We start from the raw sequence: 22,145 nt of genomic DNA, 5'->3' as shown, positions 1-22,145 counted from the left end.
GCGGTGTCGGTACCGTCCGGCACACTGCTGTCGCGAGGTACGAGAGTCGGCAAGATCGAAGTTTCACGATGGGGCGTGTGTGAAGAAGCTGTGGGTAGCGGCGGCGTTGGTGATCGCCGCGATCGTCATGGCGACGTTCGAATCCTGTGACCGGTCCGACATACCGGGATTGGCTCCCCCACCCCCGGCTCCGGGCAGCCCCACCCGCGCCCAGATCGAAACGCTGTTGGATCGGGTGGCCGTCGTCGCCGCACGACCCGATCCTCGTGGGTACGAGCGCGGATGCAAGAGCGGTGAAGGGTGCGTGTTCGGACCGGCGTGGACGGACGACTACGACGGACCGGGCGGGCACGACGGGTGTGGAACCCGTGACAACGTGCTGGCACTGTCGATGACCGAAGTCGAGTTCAAGGCCGGCACCCGAGACTGCGTGGTGCTCTCGGGCTCCCTGGACGACCCCTACTCCGGTGAACGGTTGCAGTTCAGAAAGTCCGACGCCGGCAAGATCCAGATCGATCACGTCTATCCGTTGTCTGCCGCCTGGGACATGGGTGCCGACAGCTGGGCAGCGGACAAGCGCATTCGTTTCGCGAACGACATCGCGTTCAATCTGCTGGCGGTCAACGGGCCGGACAACCAGAGCAAGAGCGACAAGACGCCGTCGCAGTGGATGCCGCCGAACGCGGCGTACCACTGTTTCTACGCGGGCAAATATCTGTCGGTGGCGGCCCAGTACGAGCTGCCGATCACCGAGGCCGACCGCCGCGCCCTCGCTTCGGTGGCCCCCAGCTGCTGATCCAGCGATGCGAACGCGGGCGGTAAAGTCTGGCCAATGGCAACGACGTCGTCGCGCAGCTTTCTCGACCGTGACACCCAGCTCTGCATGTCTCTGTCGGGAAGGCCGAGCAATATCGGAACCCGCTTCCACAACTACCTGTACGACGAACTGGGATTGAACTTCGTCTACAAGGCGTTCACCACCACCGATCTCGCGGCCGCGGTCGGTGGAGTCCGTGCACTCGGTATCAGGGGATGCGCGGTCTCCATGCCGTTCAAGGAGGACGTGATCGAGCTGGTCGACGTCATGCACGAATCTGCGAGCGCGATCGCATCGGTCAACACCATCGTCAACGAGGCGGGCGTGTTGCACGCCTACAACACCGATTACCAGGCTGTGGCCGATCTGATTGCGTCGAGCGAGTTCTCGACCGATTGTTCGGTGGCCGTGACCGGCAGCGGCGGTATGGCCAAGGCAGTGGTTGCCGCACTGCGGGATTCGGGTTTCACCCGCGGCACCGTGGTTGCTCGCAACACGTCGACCGGTCCGGCTCTCGCCGAGGCGTACGGATACGACTGGTCGGCCGAGTCCGTCGGAGCCGACTTGCTGGTGAACGTCACCCCGGTGGGAATGGCGGGCGGCCCCGCTGCCGATTCGACTCCCTTCAGCGAGTCGCAGATCCATGCGGCACAGGCAGTGTTCGACGTGGTCGCGATGCCGTCGGAGACGCCGCTGATCACCGCGGCGCGTGCGGCGAACAAACCGGTGATCACCGGTGCACAGGTCATTGCCCTGCAGGCAGCAGAACAGTTCGTTCTCTACACCGGAGTTCGCCCGTCCGACGATCAGATCCAGCGGGCGTCGGAATTCTCCCGTCGCTGACTCACAGGCGCTGCCACGCGGGCTTGTTCGCGTAGGCGTGGCGGTAGTAGTCCGTGAGAGCGAGGGACGCAGCAGCTGCCTCGTCCACCAGTACCGTCACGTGTGGATGCCACTGAATCGCGGACGCAGGACAGCGTGCCGACAACGGCCCCTCGACGGCCGCGGCCACCGCGTCTGCCTTGGATTCTCCGGTAGCGATGAGCACGAGATGACCCGCCTCGTCGATGGTGCCGAGGCCTTGCGTCAGCACGTGGTGCGGCACCTCCTCCGGCGAGGGGAAGAAGCGCGCATTGTCGACCCGAGTCTGTTCGGTGAGCGTCTTGACCCGGGTTCTCGACCGAAGTGACGATCCGGGCTCGTTGAAGCCGATGTGTCCGTCGGTGCCGATGCCCAGAATCTGCACATCGATACCACCGGCCTCCGCGATCGCGGCGTCGTATCGTCGCGCTTCGGCAGCGATGTCGACGGCTTCCCCGTCCGGCGAGAACACCGCGGAATCGTCCAGGTCGACGAGGTCCACGAAGTTCTCGCGAATGAACGAAAAATACGACTGCTCAGCAGTTCTGGGTAGCCCTATGTATTCGTCGAGCAGAAACGCTCGACACCCAGCGAAGGACAGCCCTTCCTCGCGATGTCGGCGGGCCAGCTCGCGATACGTGCCGACGGGACTCGACCCGGTCGCCAACCCGAGGACGGGGCCCGATCCCGGGACCGAGTCGGTTCGCACGACGTGCTCGACGATGTCGGCCGCGGTTCGGTCCACGTCGGTAGCTGTGGGGAGTACGACGATCTCCATCTAACTTTCCTCCTCGATCGCGCGTCCGCCGCGAATGACCTGCACCGGCTCGAAGGATGCGTCGACCACCAGCACGTCCGCTCTCGATCCGGCGACGAGAGAACCGGTTTCGGCCCCGATCCCGATCAATGCTGCCGGGGTGGTTGCCCCGGCACGCACTGCGTCGAGCAATGGCACGCCGGCGTCGAGCACTGCGCGGCGTACCAGGTCGAGCACACTCGACGTGCCGCCCGCGATCGGGGCCGACTCGGGATCGTTCTCCCGCGACAGGCGGGCGACCGAATCGTGCACGGTGACATCCAGCGGCCCGAGCCGGTAGCGGCCGTCGGCCATTCCCGCCGCGGCCATCGCGTCGGACACCAACGCGATGTTCCCACCGCCGACGAGATCGAACACCGCTCGCACGGTCTCGTCGGCGAGATGTACTCCGTCGCCGATCAATTCGAGCACCATCGACCCTCGCGCCGCGGCAGCCAAGCACTCGCTGACCGGCCCCGGCGACCGATGATGCCAGGTGGGCATCCCGTTGAACAGGTGCGTGGCACCGATGGCACCCTCTCCGAGGGCGTCGATTGCGCTGCGAGTGGTGCGTGCGTCGGCGTCGGTGTGCCCGATGCTGGGGACGATGCCGTTCTCTCGCAACATGTGTCCGACGGCCGTGAAGCCGTCGACTTCGGGAGCAAGTGTCATCGACCGTACCGATCCCCGCCCGGCGTCGATGATGTCTGCCAGCAGACCGGTGTCGCCGCCACGGAGTGACGCGGGGTCCTGCGCCCCGCAGCGGGCAACAGACAGGAACGGCCCTTCGAGGTGGACCCCGGCGATGTCCCCCGACTCGTACAGATCGGCGAGCATCGACGTCTGCTCGACCAGTCGCCCAGGGGATGCCGACACCAGCGATGCGAGCATCGTGGTGGTGCCGCGGCCACGGTGGTGCCGTACCGCGGTCATCAGATCGGCACGGGCAGAATCCGGGAACGACGCCCCGCCGCCGCCGTGGCAGTGCACATCGACCAGGCCCGGCAGGATGGTCGAATTCGATTGCGGTGGAGCCTCGTTGGGCCACGCCACTACCGGACCCACCCAGGAGATTCGATCGCCGGACAACGCCACGACGGCATCCTCGATGACCGCGTCGGGTGTGACGACCCGCCCCCGGAGCGTCGTCGTGATCGATTCGCTCATGCCCGGTCGGGTTCGAGCACCGCGTCGTCCTCGCGGCCGGGGGTGCGCAGGTTCCACTTCTTGATGACGAAGCTGAACAGGAAGTAGTAGATCACCGCATACACCAGGCCGATAGGAATGAGAAGCCATGCCTTCGTGGCGATTCCGTAGTTCAACAGATAGTCGATACCGCCGGCAGAGAAGAAGAAGCCGTCATGGATTCCCAGGGCATTGGTCAGTGCCATGGAGGTTCCGGTCAGCACGGCGTGGATGATGTAGAGCGGCCAGGCGACGAACATGAACGAGTACTCGAGCGGTTCGGTGATGCCGGTGACGAACGCAGTCAGACCGGTGGACAACATGATTCCGCCGACGATCTTCTTCTGCGACGGCTTGGCGTTGCGATAGATCGCGAATGCGGCGGCAGGCAGAGCGAACATCATGATGGGGAAGAAGCCGGTCATGAAGACTCCCGCGGACGGATCTCCCGCGAAGAATCGGTTGAGATCGCCACGCACCAATTGACCACTCGCGTCCTGATAATCACCGACGAGGAACCAGACGACCGAATTGAGAATGTGGTGCAGTCCCGTCGGAATCAGCATGCGATTGGCGAAACCGTAGATTCCGCTACCCACCACACTGTGATCGGCAACGGTGTTTCCGACCCAGTTCAGTGCGCTGTAGAAGAGCGGGTAGACGAACGACATGACGACGGCGACGACGAGGCCGGTGACTGCGGTCAGGATGGGAACCAGACGTCGTCCGCTGAAGAAGCCGAGGTAGTCCGGCAGTTTCTGGCGGTAGAACCGCTGCCACAGAATGGCCGAGAGCAGGCCGATGACGATGCCGGCCAACACGCCGTAGTCGATCACGGCCGGATCGCCGTTCGCGTCGACTTTGCCTTCCAGTACCACCGGTGACATTGCGGTGAAGACACCGTTCATCACCATGTAGCCGACGACGGCGGCGAGGGCGGTCGAGCCGTCCGACTTCTTGGCCCAGCCGATGGCGATGCCCACGGCGAAGATCAGAGGCAACCAGGTGAAGACCGCCTGTCCTGCAGCGGAGATGACGGCCGCCGCGGTGCCCAGAGCACTGAATCTGCCGAGGAGGTCGTCCTGGCCCAGCCGCAACAGGATTCCCGCCGCGGGAAGAACCGCGATGGGCAGCATGAGACTGCGCCCGAATCGCTGCAACCCGGCGAGAGATCTGGATTCCTTCTTCGGTTCGGCTTCGGCCGAGTCCGTCTTCTTCAGGGTCATGGCGACCTTCTCTTCGAGGCTGGTCCGGCAAGGGAGTTCTACTGTTGTGACCGGATGACATCAGGGGTACTGTCCGGTCATTACCAGTTGTAGTTTGGCCAGGTGACGACCACATGTCAACCCGGAGATGTGACCTCGCCGACACCACTGCACACGAGAAGGAAGCGGGAACAGAACATGGCCAAGGCGGACGCGATCGTGAAGGGCCTCGGCGGTGCCGACAACATCGTAGAGATCGAAGCGTGCATCACCCGGCTCCGTACCGAGGTCAAGGACGGGTCGCTGGTGGACGAGGCTGCGCTCAAGGCAGCCGGTGCGCACGGAGTGTTCCACAAGGGGACAGCCGTGCAGGTCATCGTCGGCCCGGAGGCCGACACCCTCGCCGAGGACATCGGCGACATTCTGTGAGCGGGACCTCGACGATCTTCAGTCCTGTTGCCGGTCAGGTCATCTCGCTCGCCGACGTCCCCGACCCGGTCTTCTCTTCGCAGATGGTGGGCTCCGGGGTCGCCGTGCGCCCGGCGGCCGGTAGCGGGCCCGTCGAGGTGCGGTCTCCGATAGCCGGCAAGATCCTCAAACTCCACCCACATGCGTTCGTCGTGTTCACCGACGACAAGGCGGGAGTGCTGGTGCACATCGGCATCGACACCGTGAAGATGAAGGGCCAGGGTTTCGAACTCGTTGCAGCAGAGGGCGATCGGGTTCAGTCCGGCGATCTCGTGATCACCTACGACCCTGCGGCGATCGCGGAGGCCGGATACTCCGACGTGATTCCCGTGGTCCTGATGGACTCCGAGCCCGATGCCGTCACGAGCGCGGCCGTCGGAACGTCGGTGGCACAGGGTGACTCGCTGTTCGTGTTGCCCTGAGCCTAGCGGCGCTGCGTGGTGCGCCGCTCCCCCTGCACCTCCATCGAGAGTTGGTACCGGTCGCACCGGTACCAACTCTCCGTGTGCTCGATCGGCTCGTCGCCGCTGAACGACACTCGGTCGAAGTACAGCACCGGTGCGCCGCGTTTGGTCCCCAGCAGCGTGGAGGTGTCACTGTCGGCGGCTGTCGCTTTGACGGTCTGCTCGGCTCGATCGATGGTCAGGCCGTAGTGGTTGCGCACGGCCTCGTACACCGACTGACTCAGATCGTGGTCGATCAGCCCCGGAAGGAGTTCGGCCCGGTACCACCCGTCGTCGACACTGACCGGCTCGGCATCGGCCAGCCGTAGCCGTTTGATGTGGTACGTCCGATCACCGTCGACCAGGCCCAGAGCACGAATCGTTGCTGCCGAGGGCTTTTCGAGTCGCGCGAACAGGACCACCGTCGTCGGCGTCAGCCCCTGGGCACGCATCTCCTCGGAGAACGACGCCAGGTGCAACCGCGACTGCACGGTACGAGAAGCAACGAACGTCCCTTTCCCACGTACCCGAACCAGATGTCCGTCGTTGACGAGCTGCCCTATCGCCTCGCGTACCGTGATGCGACTGACTCCGTAGTCCTCCATCAACCGACGCTCGCTCGGCATCAGATCCCCCGGCGAAAGCTCCTTGGTGCAGCGGTGCAACAGAATTGCGCGTAGCTGTTCGTGCTTCGGGATCTGACTGTCCCTCAGGTGTACGGGCATCACCACTGCGCCGGCCTTTCGATCACTCGCAGAACCAGCGGTACGGACTGGTCCGGTCCAACCAAAGACTACGTCACGACGGCGATACCGAGGAAGCATTCGCCCGGACTCAGCTCTCCGATGCCTCGAATCCGGTCGCGTTTGTTGCCGACGTGGCGACGGGTTAGCGTCGTGCCATGACGGAGTCGCCGAAGGACAGCGTGGAATTGTCGAATGCGTCGGATTTCCCGGCACTGTGGCCGGTGTCGACCCGATGGGACGACAACGACCACTACGGCCACGTCAACAACGTGACGTATTACGCATACTTCGACACCGCAGTGAACGGGTGGCTCATGGAAACGACGGGTGTGGACATCAGGACTCTGCCCGCGATCGGCGTCGTGGCCGAAACCTCGTGCCGCTATCTGTCCGAGCTCAGTTTTCCCGATCGCCTCCAGGTCGGTCTGGCGGTGGAGAAGCTGGGCACCCGCAGCATCGTCTACTCGCTGGCTCTGTTCCGCGAAGCCGAGGACGACGCACTGACATTGGCCGCTCGGGGACGGTTCGTTCACGTCTACGTCGACGCGAACTCCCGCCGTCCCGTCCCCATTCCCTCCGAAATCGAAACCGCGGCACGCACTTTGGTGATCGGAACGTCAGTAGACGCCTGAATCTAGAGCCCGATTTCGTCGGCGCGCTGCAGCGCTCGGGTGACGATGTCGTCGATCAGCGTGGTGGTCGGCGCGCCGCCCACGGCGCGGTTGCGTGAATCGGCTTCCATCCGGCGCATGACGCCTTCGGCGATGATCGACAACTTCCACAGCGCCAGCACTTCCCAGAATCCGGCATCGGTCACATCGCGGCCCGTGTTGTGCGCGTAGGACTCGACCAGCTCCGCCCGGGTAGGGAAACCGGGCAGAGTCGATGCCATGAAAGGACCGGCAACCCCGTCGTCCGCCTGAGGCCAGTAGGCGAGCAGACCACCCAGATCCGCCAACGGGTCTCCGAGCGTGCACAACTCCCAGTCGACGACGGCAACCACGCGGCCGTCGTTTCGAGCGGTGATGACGTTGCTCAGATGGAAGTCGCCGTGAACCAGCGTCACCTCGTGCTGCTCGGGGATCTTGGCCGTCAATCGTGCTGCGAGCGAGTCGATTCCAGGAACCTCCCGGGTTCGGGAGGAGTCCCACTGCGTGGTCCACCGCGCGATCTGACGCGCAGCGTAGGGCTTGCGGCCGGCGAGGTCGGCAAGACCCGACGACTCGAGGTCGACACGGTGTATGTCGGACAACGCCGCGGTCAGACCGAGTCCGACACGTCGACGCCGATCGGGGTCCACCTGTTCGGCAGCCGACACCGAGTCGACGACGACCCCGTCGACGAAACTCATCAGGACCAACGGGACCTCGGAAACGGCTGGATCCTGCGTGATCGCAATCATTTTCGGCACAGGGACCGGCGAATTCTGCAGACCGGAGAGAATCCGGTGCTCGCGCACGACGTCGTGAGCCGACGCCAACAATTTGCCCAACGGCGGCCGACGAAGGACCCACGCACTGCCACCGGCGTCGCGAACCGCATACGTGAGATTGGACTGGCCGTTACCGATGCGCTGAAACGAGAGCGGCGATGTTGCGCCTATCCCCAGCTCCGCGATCCACGTCGACACTGCATCTTCGTCCAAGCCCACCACGCCCATACAAAACCCTCACTTCGTTGTGCGGCACCGTTGCCGACGGACATAACCGGTTCGGGTGATCGTAACGAAGCGGTGCCAACGGATGCCGGTGGCACAAGCACAGATGGTCAGCTGGCGCGACCGAACGCGGAGATCAGCGCCGGAGTAGCAACGGCAGCGGCCGGGACCGCGGCCTCGTGCCGCTTGACAGCGATTTCGTCGATTTCGCCGACGAGCAGTGCGGTCATCGACTCGGGCTCGGCACACCAGACGGACGAGATGTTGTGCACCTCCGCGGGTGCGAACAGTCCACTGGTGGACAGCGCGTCGATCCATTCGGCAACGGCATCGGCCGTGGGCTCCGGCATCACCGTACGGTCCAGCGAGTCCGCTTGGAACTCGTTGCAAAAGAACGCGCGGACCATATCGAGCTGCCCCTGCGACATTGTGGTCATGTTCTTCTCCTTCGAGTTTCCGACTTCTGTTGGTGCCGAATGCCCGTTCACGAGTTGCGATGAGCCGACCAGACCGTGTTCAGATCGTTACCAACTTGGCCGTAACGGGGGAATACGGTTTTCCGATGCGGCTGAAACTACGCCCTTTTCGACGGTCACGCCCAGGGTGAACTGGACTATGTGACCATAGTCACACAGATCGGCCCATCCGATCAACGACTTGCAACGAATTCATAGTTCGCATTTCAAAATACTGTGACAGGAGACAAACTCCGCACAAAAGTCCAGGTAGGCGAGGTGCGACACTCGAGATCAACTACTCGGAGCCACAGTCGAGTAGCCTCCTCTACACCGCACTGGACCACACACTCCGACCGATCGGTTGGTTGCAGGGTCAAATTCTACTTTCGGTTCGGTTTTTCGGCTGTTTGCAGACTCCAGGAATTTGACAGATCGCCATTACTAGGTTGCGGCTACAACAAGGAATCGACGCTTCTTCGTCGTGATCCGACCGTTACCGCAGATGCTCAGCCGGCTCCCACGATGCTCACACCTCACGCTCAGCCGACTGCGGCAGTCTGGCGTCCATGCGATCACCGAGTCTCGACAGCGGACCGATCCGGCCACCCCGTGGAGCCGGCAACGAGAGCCGTTCGGCGAACACGAGCGAGCGAGCGCACCGACGGGCGATCCGCACCCGGCTGACAGTGTCGAGCCTCTGCGCGGTGCTCTTGTCGGTACTACTGATGTGGGTGCCGAACATGGCACCGGTGTGGCCCGTCTCCACGAGCCCGGCTGCCGCCCTGGCCTCGCGAGCACTGAGCACGATCGACGTCACCGCCGTGCTGACCGTCCTCGCCGCCCTCACCGTTGTCGCCCTGGTCCGAAAATTGCCTTACGGCATCGGGGTGGTGATTGCCTGCGTCGTCGGCGCGGAAGTGACCACAGCTCTGGTGCGTCACCTCGCGGCGTCGTCGACAACGGCCACCGACCTTCCGAGCGGGCAGCTCGTCGCTGTCACAGCGCTGGTGGGGGCCGCGTCGATGGTGGCATCGGCCACGTGGCGGCCGATGATCCTCGGACTCGGGACCGTCGCCGCCCTCGCTGTCGGAGTGGCACAACTGGCCGTCGGGTCCGTCTCCCCCGTCGGGATTGTCAGCGCACTGCTGATCACGGGCGTGTGGTGGCCGGCGTGCTCGGTGGTGATGCTCTTCTCACCCGCAGCCGCTGCCCGCGAGGCTCGAAACCCGTTCGATACCGCTGCCCTCGTAGCCCAACGCAGAATGGGACGCTTCCGTTGACACGGAAGCGTCCCATCCGGGCCGAGATGGCGACCGACTAGAGGGCCTTGAGCTCCTCGGTCACCTCGGACACCGACTTCTTTGCGTCGCCGAACAGCATCGACGTGCCTTCCGCGAAGAACAGTGGGTTCTCGATTCCGGCGAAGCCGGACGACATCGACCGCTTGAGGACGATGACCGACTTCGACTGATCGACGTTGAGAATCGGCATCCCGTGAATCGGGCTCGACGGATCGTTGCGCGCCGCCGGGTTGGTCACGTCGTTCGCTCCGATGACCAACGTGACGTCGGTGCGAGAGAACTCGTCGTTGATGTCGTCCATTTCCTTCATCGCGTCGTACGCGACGTCGGCCTCGGCGAGCAGCACGTTCATGTGTCCCGGCATGCGACCGGCGACGGGGTGAATGGCGTACTTGACCTCGACACCCTTGGACTCCAGCAACTTGGCCATGTCCTTGACGGCATGCTGCGCCTGAGCGACGGCAAGGCCGTAGCCGGGCACGACGATGACCTGGTTGGCGTAGGCCATCTGGATCGCTGCGTCTGCCGCCGAGGTCGCCTTGGCGGTTCCCCCGCCTGCACCGGCCGGGCCTGCAGCCGCGTCGCCGCCGCCGAATCCACCTGCGACGATCGCCGGAATGGACCTGTTCATGGCCTTGGCCATGAGGTTGGTCAAGATCGTGCCGGACGCGCCGACGATCATGCCCGCCACGATCATCGCGGTGTTGTTGAGCGCCAGACCCGCAGCCGCAGCAGACAGACCGGTCAGAGCATTGAGCAGCGAAATGACGACCGGCATGTCCGCGCCGCCGATGGGCAGTACCACCGTGAGACCGAGGATGCCTGCCAGTACGAGAACCGCGACGATCCACCACTGCGACACGCCGCCGCCCGGAGTGGCGTTGATGCCGATGACCACTGCAGCGGCCACAGCGCCGATCAGCAGCAGAGCGTTGAGCGGCTGCTGCAACTTACCGATCGTGATCGGCGAGCCGGGCAGAGTTTCCTGCAGCTTCAAAAAGGCGATGAGCGAGCCCCAGAACGAGATGGAACCGATGATCGCCGCGAAGAGTGAGCCGATGACGATATGCACCGTCGGCGACTCTCCGTGGTTGAAGTTCGAGAATCCGGACGTGTCGAGGAACTCGGCCCACGCGATCAGTGCGACCGTGCCACCGCCGACGCCGTTGAACAGAGCCACCAGCTGCGGCATCGCCGTCATCTTCACCCGTCGCGCAGGCGGGATTCCCAGCGCCACGCCGACGACGAGTCCGACGATGATCAGGATCCAGTTACCGGTGTCGCGAATGGATATCAGCGTGGCCACCACGGCGATGAACATGCCGACGGCGGCGATCTGGTTGCCCCGCACGGCGGTCTTCGGTCCGGTCAGACCCATCAGACCGTAGATGAACATGCCGAAGGCGACGATGTAGAGAATGTTGACGAGATTGTCCATCAGGAGTCAGCACCCTTCGAGGTCTTGGCGGGCACCGGCTTGGACTTGAACATGCCGAGCATGCGGTCGGTGACCACGAATCCACCGATGACGTTGACGGTTCCGAACACCAGCGCGACGAACAGGATGACCTGCAGTCCGATGGACGGGTCGTGCACCTTTCCGAGGACGACCAACGCGCCCAACACGACGATGCCGTGGATGGCGTTGGTTCCCGACATCAGCGGGGTGTGCAAGGTGTTCGGCACCTTGGAGATCACCGCGAAACCGACGAACCCGGACAACACCAGGATCGCGATGTTCGCGAGAAGCGGGGTGTACATCAGTTCTCCTTCTCACGTGTCACGCAGGCACCGGCGAGCACTTCGTCGGAGAAATCCGGAGCGAGTGCGCCGTCGACCAGCATGAGCTCGAGCAAAGCCGAGATGTTCTTCGAGTACAGCTCGCTGGCGTGCTCGGGCATCGTGGCAGGCAGGTTCAACGGCGAGCAGATGGTGACGTCGTGCTTGACGACGGTCTGGCCGGGCTCGGTGAGTTCGCAGTTTCCGCCGGTCTCGCCGGCCAGGTCGACCACGACGCTGCCGGGCTTCATGCCCTCGACGGCCGCGGCCGTCACCAGACGCGGTGCGGGACGGCCGGGCACCAACGCCGTGGTGATCACGACGTCGAATCCCTTGATGGCCTCTTCCAGGGCACGCTGCTGCTGGACGCGTTCGTCCTCGGTCAGCTCACGCGCGTAGCCGCCTTCGCCGGCAGCATCGATCCCCAGATCGAGCCACTGCGCGCCGACGGAACGGACCTGGTCGGCTACCTCCGGTCGCACGTCGTAGCCGGTGGGTCGACCACCGAGACGCTTCGCGGTGGCCAGGGCTTGCAGGCCGGCCACACCGACACCGAGAACGAGCACAGTCGCCGGCTTGACCGTTCCGGCGGCGGTGGTCAGCATCGGGAAGAACCTCGTGGACTCCGACGCGGCCAGCAGAACGGCCTTGTACCCGGCGACGTTCGCCTGAGAAGACAAGGCGTCCATCACCTGAGCGCGGGAGATACGCGGGATGGCTTCGACCGCGAACGCCTGTACTCCGGCGGCCTTCAGCGCGCCGATGCTGTTCTCGGCATTGCGTGGGGCGAGGAATCCGATGAGCGTCGAGCCCGACTTCAGCCTCGAGATCTCTACGTCGGTCGGCGGTGCGACCTTGACCACGACCTCCGAGCCCCAGGGATCGCCGATCGTGGCCCCGGCTGCGACATAGAGCTCGTCCGGGATCAGAGCGCCGAGTCCGGCACCCGATTCCACGACGACCTCGACGCCCTTGCCCGTGAGCGCGGCAACGATCTTCGGGACCAGAGCGACACGTCGCTCACCTTCCCCCGATTCGCGGACCACACCGACGACCGTCGTGGATCCCGAACCCTTTTCAGTGCTCTGCGATGTATCCAAATCTCCGTCTTCCTGCGTTGAATGGTGCCCACCGATCGGCCAATGGCTCAAAATCTGCGACGAGTGGACGAACCCATGCGACAAGGCACGAGGTTCCTGATAGTAGCCACAGGTAATGGAGCGCGGGTAACCCAGAACACAGTCCGATTCGTTCTGAATCGAGTCCGTTTCGACATTTCGCGACTACAGGGCGAGCAATTGTGATGCACGCCATACAGGTCTATCCGTGATGATCGGACCTTACAGTGACAATCGTGGAATCTTGCATCTTCTGTGCCATCGTCGCCGGCGACGCACCTGCCCACCGCGTGTTCGAGAACGAGCACACCGTCGCTTTTCTCGATATTCGACCGATCAGCAGGGGCCACGTTCTGGTGGTTCCGCGCGAGCATTCCGCAGACCTGACCTCCACCGGCCCGGACACGGCTGCCGAGGTTTTCCGCGTCGGGCACACGCTGGCGCGCGCAGTGCGCGAGTCCGACCTCCGCGCCGACGGTGCAAATCTGGTGATCAACGACGGCGTCGCCGCATTCCAAACCGTCTTTCACCTACATCTGCATGTGGTGCCGCGCTGGGACCGCGACCGACTGAAGTTCGCGGCGGGGTTCGTCACCCGTCGCCTGCGTGAACCCGAGCGGGTGGCCGAGGCAATCCGATCCGGAATGGCCAGGGTCGCCGGGGAGCAGACCTCGTGAGGTTGTTCCTGTCTTCGTATCGATTCGGCGGCCATTCCGACGAGTTCGCCCGCCTCACCGGCCCGCCCGCCGATCTCGCGGTCATCGCCAATGCGGCCGATGCCTGGCCCGCCGCTGCCCGCGAATCCTCGCTCCGCAGCGAGTTCGGACCCCTGCGCGCGTTGGGATACCGGCCGTCGGAGTTGGATCTGCGCGATTTCGCCGGGAGACCGGCCGCATTCGAGCGCGCCCTGGCAGCGTTCGACGCAGTCTGGGTCCGCGGTGGCAACACGTTCGTGTTGCGCGCTCAGATGGCTCGTTCCGGTGCGGACGAGGTCATCCGCGGGCGCGTTCGGGCCGACACCATCACCTACGGCGGGTACAGCGCGGGAGCGTGCGTCGCTGCGCCGTCGCTGGCCGGGGTCGAGGATGCCGACGACCCGAACGAGGTACGGCCGATCGCAGGTATCGATCCGGTGTGGAGCGGGCTCGGTCTCGTCGACTTCTCCGTCGTCCCGCATCTCGATTCCGTGCTGGACGAGAAGGATTCGGGGTGGGCGACGCTGCGCCGTCTGCGACGCGAGGGAATCGAAACTCACGGACTGACCGATAGCCAGGCAATCGTGGTCGACGACTCCCGGACGACAATTCTGGGTGCGTGAACCGTGATTTGTGACTGTGCGACCCGTGATCAGCCCAGGCGAGCGAGCGGTGCGAGCCGGTCGAGGGACGACCACGCGAGAGAGCAACGGCGAGCAGTCATTTCGTCGGCGTCGAGGACGAGCATGTCGAACAGTCGGCGGGGTGCTGCACGCCACGAGTCGGCGATGGCCGCGACGGTCGCGCTCTCGAACATCCCGGATTTGAGCAACGCGTGCACCCACTCGTCGACCTCGCCGCGGTGAATGCGCTCGATGGTGTCGTATTCGACTCCGCCCCCAAGGAATTCGTACGAGAACATCGCCGCCACATAGTTCCAGGAGTCACTTCCGGGATCGATCATCGTGCAGCCTCCTTGTCGACCCGCACCGAATGGGGTGCGAGATGCGCTGCGCTGGACGCTAGCGCTGCGAACTACAACATTGCGTGTCGACGACGCATCGATCTGGTAACGCCTGAGGCTGGTGTTACTGATGTGACTCGGACATTCTCGGAGTCGTCCTCGTTCACGCCCCACTGCGAGTCGTGACAGACTCGAGTGGCGACGGTCACATGTACGACGTGAGGAGAACCGGATGTCGGTGACTACCGATGCAGATGCCCACCTGAGCGAGCTCGAAGCGCTGCTTCCCGCCGGTGCCGTGGTCACCGACCCCGACATCACCGAGGGATACCGACGCGACTGGGCCAAGGACCCCGACGCGGGTACCCCATTGGCCGTGGTCCGCGCGCAGTCCACCGACGACGTCAGAGCCGTCATGCGGTGGGCCACCGAACACGCGGTGGCGGTCGTCCCGCGTGGGGCCGGCTCGGGCCTGTCCGGTGGTGCCACGGCCGTCGACGGCGGGATAGTGCTCACCACCGAGCTGATGCGCGAGATCACCGTCGACCCGGTAACCCGCATAGCCGTCGTACAACCCGGACTGCTCAACGCCGAAGTCAAGAAGGCAGTCGCCGAACACGGTCTGTGGTACCCACCGGATCCGTCGTCGTTCGAGATGTGCTCCATCGGCGGCAATGCGGCCACCAATGCCGGCGGGCTGTGCTGCGTGAAGTACGGCGTCACCACCGATTACGTTCTCGGACTCGAGGTCGTCCTCGCCGACGGGACTGCCGTCCGACTCGGCGGACCACGCCTGAAAGATGTTGCCGGACTGTCCCTTGCGAAGCTCTTCGTGGGATCCGAGGGCACCCTGGGCATCATCACCGAGATCACTCTTCGATTGATCCCGGCCCAACCTCCGGCCAGCACCGTGGTTGCCTCGTTCGCCTCCGTGCACGATGCGACGACTGCCATTCTGGCCATCACCCGTACCTTGCGGCCGTCGATGCTCGAGTTCATGGACCGTGCGTCCATCGGTGCCGTCGAAGATGCCATGAACATGGGACTCGACCGCGAGGCAGCTGCGATGCTCATCGCTCGGTCCGACTCCCCCGGTGCCGATCGAGGGCGAGAGATCGAGATCATGGCCGCAGCGTGCACCGAGGCCGGTGCCTCGGATGTCTTCACCACCGACGACCCCGGCGAGGGTGAGGCCTTCGCTGCCGCACGGCGATTCGCCATTCCGGCGGTCGAACGACTCGGCAGCCTGCTGCTCGAGGATGTCGGTGTTCCGCTGCCTGCCCTCCCGGCTCTCGTCGACGGGATCGCCGAACTGTCGAAGAAATACGACGTGTTGGTTGCCGTCATCGCGCACGCGGGAGACGGCAACACCCACCCGCTGATCGTGTTCGACCCCGAGGACGCCGACATGACTCGCCGGGCCAACGTCGCATTCGGAGCCATCATGGATCTGGCAATTTCGTTGGGCGGCACCATCACCGGGGAACACGGCGTAGGTCGCCTCAAGAAGGCCTGGCTACCCGATCAAGTCGGCGAAGACGTCATGGAACTGACCCGGCGAATCAAGACCGCTCTCGATCCGGCCGGAATCCTCAACCCCGGTGCTGTGCTCTGATCAGAGCGGCTGACGCCGCACGTGCGCGCAGTGTTTTCGGGTCGTTCCGCAGGCTCCACTCCTGCCTCGTAGTCTGGGGCGAGTTTCCGCGCACGACCCCGAGTCAGACGGTGAACCCGTCCGCCACCGTCAATACCTCGTCGAGGATTTCCAGTCCCTGACGAATCTCGTCCTCGGTCGTCGTCAGTGGCGGTGCGATCTGCAGACGGTTGCCTGCGACGAAGGGCCACAGACCCCGTGACTTCGCCGCGGCGGTCACGGTGCCCATCGCCGCCGCATCCTTGCCCGACGCGGCGAAGGGCACCAGCGGCTCCCGCGTCGTGCCGTCCTTGACCAGCTCGACGGCCCAGAAGAATCCCTTGCCGCGCACCTCACCGACGCTCGGATGCGATTCGGCCAGCTTGGACAGGCCCGCACCGAGTACGTCCTCGCCGACGTGACGCACGTGAGGAAGGATCTTGTCGCGCTCGAACACCCCGATGGATGCGACGCCCGCGGCACACCCGAGGACGTGACCGGAGTAGGTCAAGCCGCCCGGATACGGCTTGTGGTCGAACTGCGAGGCGATCTTCTCCGAGATCACGACCCCGCCGAGGGGCACGTATCCGGAGTTGACGCCCTTGGCGAAGGTGATCAGATCCGGTGTCACATCCCAGGCCTGGCACGCGAACCATTCGCCGATTCGCCCGAACCCGACCATCACTTCGTCGGCGATGTAGACGATCCCGTACTTGTCGCACAGTGCCCGAACGCCGGCCAGATATCCGGGCGGCGGGATCAGCACACCGTTGGTACCGATGACCGATTCCAGGATCAGTCCGGCGATGTTCTGCGCGCCTTCGAGCACGATGACCTGTTCGAGGTGCGCCAGCGCTGCCGCTGTCTCGTCCTCGGGAGTCGTTGTGCCCCAGGGCGACCGGTACGGGTACGGCCCGAAGAAGCGTACGACGTCGACGTTGGTCGGCTCGGTACCCCATCGCCGCGGCTCGCCGGTGAGACCGATAGCGACTCCGGTTCCGCCGTGGTACGAGCGGTAGGCGGCAAGCATCTTCGTGCGTCCGGTGTGCTGGCGCGCCAGCCTCACCGCATGCTCGACGGCTTCGGCACCGCCCGTCGTGAAGAACACCCGGTTCAGATCACCCGGAGCGCGTTCGGCGATCAGAGCAGCGAGTTCACTGCGCTTGTTGTTGGACACGGTCGGAGAGATGGTCGTCAGAACCTGGGCCTGTTCGACGATGGCGGCCACCACGTCGGGGTGTTGATGCCCGAGATTGACGTTGACCAACTGGGACGAGAAGTCCAGGTACCGATTGCCCTTGTCGTCCCAGAACCACGACCCCTCGGCACCCTCGACGGTGATCGGGTTCAGTTCGGCCTGCGCCGACCAGGAGTAGAACACGTGATCCATCTACTTGCCGCCTTCCTCCAGTGTGACCTCCATCGGAGCGTACGACTCTCCGGTGACGTCCACACCGTCGGCCTTCAACAAATCAAGCGCCTCCGTGACGTACTCGTTGGTGTATGCCTCCGCGTCGGGATCGGCGGTGAGCACGGTGGACCCCTCGGCGTTCTTCGTGGTCTTGGCAATGTCGACGGTTTGCTGCCAGGCGGCCTCGTCGATCATCCCGATGCCGTTACCCGACGGCCAGATCAATTTGTTGACTTCGTTGACCTGCCAGAGTTGATGGCTCGCGCCGAGTGTGGACCCCGCAGCGACGGTGATGTCGCGGCACTTCTCGACGTTGTCTCGGCAGAAGATCCAGCCCTTCAATGATGCCGCCAGGAATTTCACGGTCTGATCCTGGTACGCCTCGTCGGAAAGCTTGTCGGTATTGGCCCAGATCGCGTCCTGCAGCATCGCGACACCGTCGTCGTTCCAGTTCAGCGACGTGAAATCGTCTGCGGTGTAGAGCGCACCCGTTGCGGGGTTCACGGTTTCGAGCAGCTGCGCGTACTCGTTGTACGACATCGCTTGTGCCGCAGCGATATCGCCGGACAACAGACCGTTCATGTCGAACTGCTGCTGCACCAGCGTCACGTCGGACGGACTCACGCCCGCCTTGGTCATGCCTGCGAACAACTCGAATTCGTTGCCGTAGCCCCAGTTTCCGACGGTCTTGCCGCGAAGGTCGGCGGGTGACGCGATGTTCTGATCCTTGAACGAGACCTGCAAGGTGCCCGACTTCTGATAGATCTGCGCCACGTCGGTGATGCCGGCCCCTGCCTCGCGCGACGCGAGCGCTTTCGGCACCCACGCGACGGCGTAATCGGCCTGCCCCTGCGCCAGCACGGTCTGCGGAACGATATCCGTTCCGCCGTCGAGGATCTCGACGTTCAGGCCCTGCTCGGCGTAGAAACCCTGATCGACGGCCGCGAGGTAGCCCGCGAACTGACCCTGCTTGAACCACTGCAATTGCAGCTTGATCGTGGTGCTTCCGTCGGCACCGGTATCGGTGTCGGTCGTGGTGGTGCTGCAGGCCGAGGCAACCACAGCCAGCGCCATGGCGACGACGACAAGGGCTCTGGGGATTCGAGTGATCTTCACGTTCGACTTCTCCTAGGTACGACGCCGGGACACGAGCTTCTCCAGCAACAGGACAACCAGAAAGAACAGCAACCCGACTGCAATGGCACCCATTACGTAGGCCCACGCCCGGGGATAGGCCGTATTCGCCGCGGCGGACGTGATCCGCGACCCCAAACCGTTCTGCAATCCACCGAAGTACTCGCAGATGATGGCAGCAATGACAGCATTCGGAGCAGCAACCCGCAACCCGGTGAAGATGTGTGGCACCGCGGACGGGAGACGAACGATCCGCGTGAACTGCCAGCCGCCGACCGCGTACGACGTCATCAAGTCGTGGTGTACCGGCGATACCTGACGCAGTCCTTTTGCGGCACTGACGAATACCGGAAAGAACACGACGATGGTCACCACGAGGCGGCGCGGTAGATCGGTCGTCGAGGAGAACATCGAGTTGAACACCGGAGCGAGGGCCACGATGGGAACCGCTGCCGCACCCGCCGCCAACGGGGTCAGGAGCTCATCGACGATCCGCAGGCGAACGGCCACCACCGCTGCGAGAAGACCGAGAACAGATCCTGCGACCAGTCCGATCAGAGCATTGGTTCCGGTTGCCACACTTGCCGATCCGATGTTCGCGGCGTTGCGCGCGAACTGTTCGGCAATCGCACTGGGTGACGGCAGCAGGAACGACGGTACCCCGGCGGCGACGGTCAGCAGCTGCCACAATCCGAGCACGACAACGCCGAACACCACCGGCGGAAGCCAGAGTTTCATCGGAGATCCGCACCGCGGATCATGCGCCCGTGCAGCGCATCCCGAACCGAGGTGATGGCGGCGAAGAATTCCGTCGATTGACGCGGGTCCCCGTCGGAGCCGAAGGTGTCGATCCTGAGTGTGTCCACGATCCTCCCCGGCCGGGGAGACATCACGACCACTCGATCGGACAGATACACCGCTTCGGGAATGGAGTGGGTCACGAACACCACTGCTGCGCTCGACTCCTCGGCTATGCGCAACAAGTCGTTCTGCATCTTCTCGCGTGTCATCTCGTCGAGTGCGCCGAACGGTTCGTCCATCAGCAACAGTCCCGGTGTTCGGGCCAGTGCACGAGCGATCGCGACGCGTTGCTGCATGCCCCCGGACAACTGGCTGGGAAAGCTGTCGGCGAAATCGGTGAGTCCCACGAGGTCGAGCAGTTCACGTACCCGTTCGGCCCGTTCTCGTTTGGACACCTTGTGCAGCTCGAGCGGCAGTGCAACGTTCGACTGCACCGTTCTCCACTCGAGCAGTCCTGCCTGTTGAAATGCGATGCCGTACTTCTGTTCGACGCGAGCTTTCCGCGCCGTCAGACCGAACACCGACACCGCACCGGAGGTGGGTTGCTCGAGATCTGCGATGACGCGAAGCAGCGTCGACTTGCCGCAGCCGGAAGGTCCGATCAGGGAGACGAATTCGCCGGGAGCGATGAACAGCGACACATTCTCCAGCGCCGTCACTCCCCCGTCGAACGTCTTACCGACGCTCTCGACGTGGACGGCATGCACGGTCATGAATCCGCCCTTCGTGCAGGAGTACGGCCTGCGTATCGACCGAGCGCGATATCGAGCAGGGCCACCAATCCGGTGACCACGAGTCCGAGCACCGCTGCACCCAGGACAGCTGCGTACAGACGAGACGCATCGCCCGTCGCCTGTTGCGAAAACACGATGATCTGCCTGCCGATACCGCCGGTGGTTCCGGTCGAGATCTCGGCAACGACTGCACCGATCACAGCGGCAGCAGCAGCCAGCCGCAGAGACGGGATCAGGTGCGGCACCGAGGCCGGGAGCCGTAGCCGCAGAAGAGTGGTCCACCATCCGGCTGCGTAACTGTGCATCAGATCCAGGGACGCCCGGTCGGGTGCACGTAGCCCGCGCAACATCCCTACCGCCACCGGGAAGAACGCGAGATACGACGCGATGACGGTGATGCTCATCCACGGCTGCCAGGCATACCCACCGATGGCGATCTTCCCGCCCCAGCCGGCGACGAGCGGTGCCAGCGCAATCAGCGGCACCGTCTGCGAGACGATCACGTAGGGCAAGACGGACCGCTCCACCCACACGAATCGTTGCATCGCGACAGCCAGCACCAGTCCGACGACGGCACCCAGCGCGAATCCGAGTACCGCGAGCCCGAACGTGAACAGTCCGCTGGACACGATCGCAGCGCCGACACTGCGCGCCCCGGCAACGTTCACCTCCGGCTCGGTCAGCGCCGCCGATACCGACCACACATGCGGCAGAGCGCCGTCGTCGGTGCGCGGCAACACCCGCACACCACCGACACTGACGCCGTTTTCGGGGACCAGCACCTTCACCAGCTCCCACAACACCAGCAACAGCACGACTGCCGCTACCGCCATGACCGGACGACGAAGCCCTCGCGCCGAGCGGGCAGGACTCGGTGTCACCACCGCCGCCTGATCGAGAACACCTGTCACGACGTAGCCGTCACAGATGTGCGAATCTGCGGGATAATGCTCTCTCCGTACGCTTCGAGCGTCGCTGCCTTGGCGTCGTGCTGCAGGTACACCGAGAACTGGTCGACGCCGAGCGCCTCGAGCTCCTTCAGCTTGGCGATGTGATCGGCCGGGGTGCCCAGTAGGCAGAACCTGTCGATCACCTCGTCCGGAACGAATTCTGCGTGCGAGTTTCCGGCTCGACCGTGCTCGTTGTAGTCGTACCCTTTGCGCGCCGCGATGTAGTCGGTGAGTGCCTGCGGAACACCGCCGCCGTCACCGCCGTAGCGTGCGACGATATCGGCGACGTGATTTCCGACCATTCCACCGAACCAACGACATTGGTCGCGGGCATGTTCGAGACCGGCCTCGGTACCGTCGGTGACGTAGGCGGGAGCTGCCACGCAGATCGAGATCGAATCCGGATCTCGGCCCGCCTGCTCGGCCGCCGCGCGCACTCGGCCGATCGTCCACGCAGCAATGTCCGGATCTGCCAATTGCAGAATGAATCCGTCCGCTACCTGCCCGGTGAGCTCGAGGGCTTTCGGTCCGTACGCCGCGACCCACACCTCCAGCGTCGAGTGCTCCGCCCACGGAAACTGCACCGTCGTCTCACCCACCCGAGCGCTACGCCCGTTGGCCAAACTTCGGATCACCTCGATCGAGTCCCGAAGCGAGGCAAGTGTTGTCGGCTTCCCTCCGAGGGCGCGGACCGCGGAATCACCCCGACCGATGCCGCAGACGGTTCGATTGCCGAACATGTCGTTGAGTGTCGCGAACGTCGACGCCGTCACGGTCCAATCGCGGGTAGCCGGATTGGTGACCATCGGACCCACGGTCACACGCCTGGTCGCGGCCAGAATCTGACTGTAGATGACGTACGGTTCCTGCCACAGCAGATGCGAATCGAACGTCCATACGTGCGAAAACCCATGCGTCTCGGCCTGTCTGGCCAGATCGATCACCCGCGACGCCGGCGGATTGCACTGCAGCACCACCCCGATGTCCAT

25 protein-coding genes are annotated in these 22,145 nt (G+C 64.2%); 9 read left to right on the top strand and 16 right to left on the bottom strand.

The annotated features are described in order from the left end of the window. Positions 1 to 79: 79 nt before the first annotated feature. Both CH262_RS22155 and CH262_RS22150 read left to right on the top strand, forming a co-directional pair. Positions 80 to 796: an HNH endonuclease family protein gene (locus tag CH262_RS22155; RefSeq protein ID WP_032385067.1), complete on the top strand. Its 717-nt coding sequence runs from the start codon at positions 80 to 82 to the stop codon at positions 794 to 796. 36 nt (positions 797 to 832) lie between these two features. Continuing rightward, complete coding sequence (locus tag CH262_RS22150) at positions 833 to 1,660, top strand: shikimate 5-dehydrogenase (protein WP_032385068.1); 828 nt, start codon at positions 833 to 835, stop codon at positions 1,658 to 1,660. A 1-nt stretch (position 1,661) separates the two neighbouring features. Here the strand turns inward: CH262_RS22150 and nagB are convergent, their stop codons facing one another. From nagB to CH262_RS22135, 3 genes are read right to left on the bottom strand one after another with little or no spacing between them, the layout of a single operon-like run. Beyond that, positions 1,662 to 2,456: a glucosamine-6-phosphate deaminase gene (nagB, locus tag CH262_RS22145; protein ID WP_032385069.1), complete on the bottom strand. Its 795-nt coding sequence runs from the start codon at positions 2,454 to 2,456 to the stop codon at positions 1,662 to 1,664. Further along, positions 2,457 to 3,641, bottom strand: a complete 1,185-nt coding sequence (locus CH262_RS22140; protein WP_032385070.1) for an N-acetylglucosamine-6-phosphate deacetylase — start codon at positions 3,639 to 3,641, stop codon at positions 2,457 to 2,459. It abuts the gene before it with no gap. Then, positions 3,638 to 4,885, bottom strand: a complete 1,248-nt coding sequence (locus CH262_RS22135) for a PTS transporter subunit EIIC (RefSeq protein WP_032365561.1) — start codon at positions 4,883 to 4,885, stop codon at positions 3,638 to 3,640. The genes CH262_RS22140 and CH262_RS22135 overlap by 4 nt, the downstream gene beginning before the upstream one ends. 177 nt (positions 4,886 to 5,062) lie before the next feature. On the opposite strand from CH262_RS22135, the gene CH262_RS22130 reads away from it, so the two are divergent. Then, positions 5,063 to 5,293 (top strand): glucose PTS transporter subunit EIIB, encoded by a 231-nt coding sequence (locus tag CH262_RS22130; RefSeq protein WP_027497937.1) that lies wholly within the window; start codon positions 5,063 to 5,065, stop codon positions 5,291 to 5,293. Further along, positions 5,290 to 5,754, top strand: a complete 465-nt coding sequence (locus CH262_RS22125; RefSeq protein WP_032365560.1) for a PTS sugar transporter subunit IIA — start codon at positions 5,290 to 5,292, stop codon at positions 5,752 to 5,754. The genes CH262_RS22130 and CH262_RS22125 overlap by 4 nt, the downstream gene beginning before the upstream one ends. A gap of 2 nt (positions 5,755 to 5,756) precedes the next feature. Here CH262_RS22125 and CH262_RS22120 read toward each other — a convergent pair whose 3' ends face one another. Further along, positions 5,757 to 6,503 (bottom strand): GntR family transcriptional regulator, encoded by a 747-nt coding sequence (locus tag CH262_RS22120; RefSeq protein ID WP_027497939.1) that lies wholly within the window; start codon positions 6,501 to 6,503, stop codon positions 5,757 to 5,759. A gap of 173 nt (positions 6,504 to 6,676) precedes the next feature. Here CH262_RS22120 and CH262_RS22115 point away from each other — a divergent pair, with 173 nt between their 5' ends. Next, positions 6,677 to 7,153: an acyl-CoA thioesterase gene (locus CH262_RS22115; RefSeq protein ID WP_027497940.1), complete on the top strand. Its 477-nt coding sequence runs from the start codon at positions 6,677 to 6,679 to the stop codon at positions 7,151 to 7,153. A gap of 2 nt (positions 7,154 to 7,155) precedes the next feature. Here the strand turns inward: CH262_RS22115 and CH262_RS22110 are convergent, their stop codons facing one another. Together CH262_RS22110 and CH262_RS22105 are read right to left on the bottom strand one after the other, a co-directional pair. Beyond that, positions 7,156 to 8,181: a phosphotransferase family protein gene (locus tag CH262_RS22110; protein WP_032385071.1), complete on the bottom strand. Its 1,026-nt coding sequence runs from the start codon at positions 8,179 to 8,181 to the stop codon at positions 7,156 to 7,158. Between the two features lie 107 nt (positions 8,182 to 8,288). Next, positions 8,289 to 8,615, bottom strand: a complete 327-nt coding sequence (locus CH262_RS22105; protein WP_143547154.1) for a hypothetical protein — start codon at positions 8,613 to 8,615, stop codon at positions 8,289 to 8,291. Between the two features lie 587 nt (positions 8,616 to 9,202). Between CH262_RS22105 and CH262_RS22095 the strand changes: the two genes are divergently transcribed. Further along, the gene (locus CH262_RS22095; protein WP_143547153.1) at positions 9,203 to 9,916 is read left to right on the top strand and encodes a hypothetical protein; all 714 of its coding nucleotides are present in this window, start codon (positions 9,203 to 9,205) and stop codon (positions 9,914 to 9,916) included. 37 nt (positions 9,917 to 9,953) lie between these two features. Here CH262_RS22095 and CH262_RS22090 read toward each other — a convergent pair whose 3' ends face one another. The 3 genes from CH262_RS22090 to CH262_RS22080 are packed head-to-tail and all read right to left on the bottom strand — an operon-like array spanning position 9,954 to position 12,816. After that, positions 9,954 to 11,375, bottom strand: coding sequence for an NAD(P)(+) transhydrogenase (Re/Si-specific) subunit beta (locus CH262_RS22090; RefSeq protein ID WP_027497942.1), 1,422 nt, complete (start codon positions 11,373 to 11,375; stop codon positions 9,954 to 9,956). Continuing rightward, complete coding sequence (locus CH262_RS22085) at positions 11,375 to 11,698, bottom strand: NAD(P) transhydrogenase subunit alpha (RefSeq protein WP_027497943.1); 324 nt, start codon at positions 11,696 to 11,698, stop codon at positions 11,375 to 11,377. The genes CH262_RS22090 and CH262_RS22085 overlap by 1 nt, the downstream gene beginning before the upstream one ends. Then, entirely contained in the window at positions 11,698 to 12,816 is a 1,119-nt protein-coding gene (locus CH262_RS22080) for a Re/Si-specific NAD(P)(+) transhydrogenase subunit alpha (protein WP_032385072.1), read from the bottom strand. The genes CH262_RS22085 and CH262_RS22080 overlap by 1 nt, the downstream gene beginning before the upstream one ends. Positions 12,817 to 13,070: 254 nt before the next feature. Between CH262_RS22080 and CH262_RS22075 the strand changes: the two genes are divergently transcribed. Next, a complete protein-coding gene (locus CH262_RS22075) occupies positions 13,071 to 13,511 on the top strand; it encodes an HIT family protein (protein ID WP_032365556.1) in 441 nt (146 codons plus the stop codon). Further along, positions 13,508 to 14,152: a Type 1 glutamine amidotransferase-like domain-containing protein gene (locus CH262_RS22070; protein WP_032385073.1), complete on the top strand. Its 645-nt coding sequence runs from the start codon at positions 13,508 to 13,510 to the stop codon at positions 14,150 to 14,152. The genes CH262_RS22075 and CH262_RS22070 overlap by 4 nt, the downstream gene beginning before the upstream one ends. Before the next feature lie 29 nt (positions 14,153 to 14,181). On the opposite strand, the gene CH262_RS22065 is transcribed toward CH262_RS22070, so the two are convergent. Beyond that, the gene (locus tag CH262_RS22065; RefSeq protein WP_027497947.1) at positions 14,182 to 14,493 is read right to left on the bottom strand and encodes a hypothetical protein; all 312 of its coding nucleotides are present in this window, start codon (positions 14,491 to 14,493) and stop codon (positions 14,182 to 14,184) included. A 232-nt stretch (positions 14,494 to 14,725) separates the two neighbouring features. Between CH262_RS22065 and CH262_RS22060 the strand changes: the two genes are divergently transcribed. Next, positions 14,726 to 16,108, top strand: a complete 1,383-nt coding sequence (locus tag CH262_RS22060; protein ID WP_032385074.1) for an FAD-binding oxidoreductase — start codon at positions 14,726 to 14,728, stop codon at positions 16,106 to 16,108. Positions 16,109 to 16,211: 103 nt separating this feature from the next. Here CH262_RS22060 and CH262_RS22055 read toward each other — a convergent pair whose 3' ends face one another. From CH262_RS22055 to CH262_RS22030, 6 genes are read right to left on the bottom strand one after another with little or no spacing between them, the layout of a single operon-like run. Further along, entirely contained in the window at positions 16,212 to 17,516 is a 1,305-nt protein-coding gene (locus CH262_RS22055; RefSeq protein ID WP_032385075.1) for an aspartate aminotransferase family protein, read from the bottom strand. Then, positions 17,517 to 18,653: an ABC transporter substrate-binding protein gene (locus tag CH262_RS22050; RefSeq protein WP_218829320.1), complete on the bottom strand. Its 1,137-nt coding sequence runs from the start codon at positions 18,651 to 18,653 to the stop codon at positions 17,517 to 17,519. 12 nt (positions 18,654 to 18,665) lie between these two features. Further along, a complete protein-coding gene (locus CH262_RS22045; RefSeq protein WP_032385076.1) occupies positions 18,666 to 19,409 on the bottom strand; it encodes an ABC transporter permease in 744 nt (247 codons plus the stop codon). Beyond that, a complete protein-coding gene (locus tag CH262_RS22040; protein WP_032385077.1) occupies positions 19,406 to 20,185 on the bottom strand; it encodes an ABC transporter ATP-binding protein in 780 nt (259 codons plus the stop codon). The genes CH262_RS22045 and CH262_RS22040 overlap by 4 nt, the downstream gene beginning before the upstream one ends. Beyond that, complete coding sequence (locus tag CH262_RS22035; RefSeq protein WP_032385078.1) at positions 20,182 to 21,117, bottom strand: ABC transporter permease; 936 nt, start codon at positions 21,115 to 21,117, stop codon at positions 20,182 to 20,184. The genes CH262_RS22040 and CH262_RS22035 overlap by 4 nt, the downstream gene beginning before the upstream one ends. Further along, on the bottom strand, positions 21,114 to 22,145 hold the full coding sequence (locus tag CH262_RS22030) for a TIGR03842 family LLM class F420-dependent oxidoreductase (RefSeq protein ID WP_032383714.1): 1,032 nt from the start codon (positions 22,143 to 22,145) through the stop codon (positions 21,114 to 21,116). The genes CH262_RS22035 and CH262_RS22030 overlap by 4 nt, the downstream gene beginning before the upstream one ends.

It is taken from the genome of Rhodococcus sp. 05-2255-1e (assembly GCF_002259025.1).
Lineage (GTDB): Bacteria > Actinomycetota > Actinomycetes > Mycobacteriales > Mycobacteriaceae > Rhodococcoides > Rhodococcoides fascians.
This window is presented reverse-complemented; position numbering and strand designations above follow the sequence as displayed.

Coding starts and splice junctions, on each gene's coding strand:
- CH262_RS22040 (WP_032385077.1), bottom strand. CDS start 20,185: ATGACCGTGCATGCCGTCCACGTCGAGAGCGTCGGTAAGACGTTCGAC.
- CH262_RS22140 (WP_032385070.1), bottom strand. CDS start 3,641: ATGAGCGAATCGATCACGACGACGCTCCGGGGGCGGGTCGTCACACCC.
- CH262_RS22150 (WP_032385068.1), top strand. CDS start 833: ATGGCAACGACGTCGTCGCGCAGCTTTCTCGACCGTGACACCCAGCTC.
- CH262_RS22095 (WP_143547153.1), top strand. CDS start 9,203: ATGCGATCACCGAGTCTCGACAGCGGACCGATCCGGCCACCCCGTGGA.
- CH262_RS22090 (WP_027497942.1), bottom strand. CDS start 11,375: ATGGACAATCTCGTCAACATTCTCTACATCGTCGCCTTCGGCATGTTC.
- CH262_RS22065 (WP_027497947.1), bottom strand. CDS start 14,493: ATGATCGATCCCGGAAGTGACTCCTGGAACTATGTGGCGGCGATGTTC.
- CH262_RS22105 (WP_143547154.1), bottom strand. CDS start 8,615: ATGACCACAATGTCGCAGGGGCAGCTCGATATGGTCCGCGCGTTCTTT.
- CH262_RS22030 (WP_032383714.1), bottom strand. CDS start 22,145: ATGGACATCGGGGTGGTGCTGCAGTGCAATCCGCCGGCGTCGCGGGTG.
- CH262_RS22085 (WP_027497943.1), bottom strand. CDS start 11,698: ATGTACACCCCGCTTCTCGCGAACATCGCGATCCTGGTGTTGTCCGGG.
- CH262_RS22110 (WP_032385071.1), bottom strand. CDS start 8,181: ATGGGCGTGGTGGGCTTGGACGAAGATGCAGTGTCGACGTGGATCGCG.
- CH262_RS22045 (WP_032385076.1), bottom strand. CDS start 19,409: ATGAAACTCTGGCTTCCGCCGGTGGTGTTCGGCGTTGTCGTGCTCGGA.
- CH262_RS22060 (WP_032385074.1), top strand. CDS start 14,726: ATGTCGGTGACTACCGATGCAGATGCCCACCTGAGCGAGCTCGAAGCG.
- nagB (WP_032385069.1), bottom strand. CDS start 2,456: ATGGAGATCGTCGTACTCCCCACAGCTACCGACGTGGACCGAACCGCG.
- CH262_RS22055 (WP_032385075.1), bottom strand. CDS start 17,516: ATGGATCACGTGTTCTACTCCTGGTCGGCGCAGGCCGAACTGAACCCG.
- CH262_RS22130 (WP_027497937.1), top strand. CDS start 5,063: ATGGCCAAGGCGGACGCGATCGTGAAGGGCCTCGGCGGTGCCGACAAC.
- CH262_RS22135 (WP_032365561.1), bottom strand. CDS start 4,885: ATGACCCTGAAGAAGACGGACTCGGCCGAAGCCGAACCGAAGAAGGAA.
- CH262_RS22115 (WP_027497940.1), top strand. CDS start 6,677: ATGACGGAGTCGCCGAAGGACAGCGTGGAATTGTCGAATGCGTCGGAT.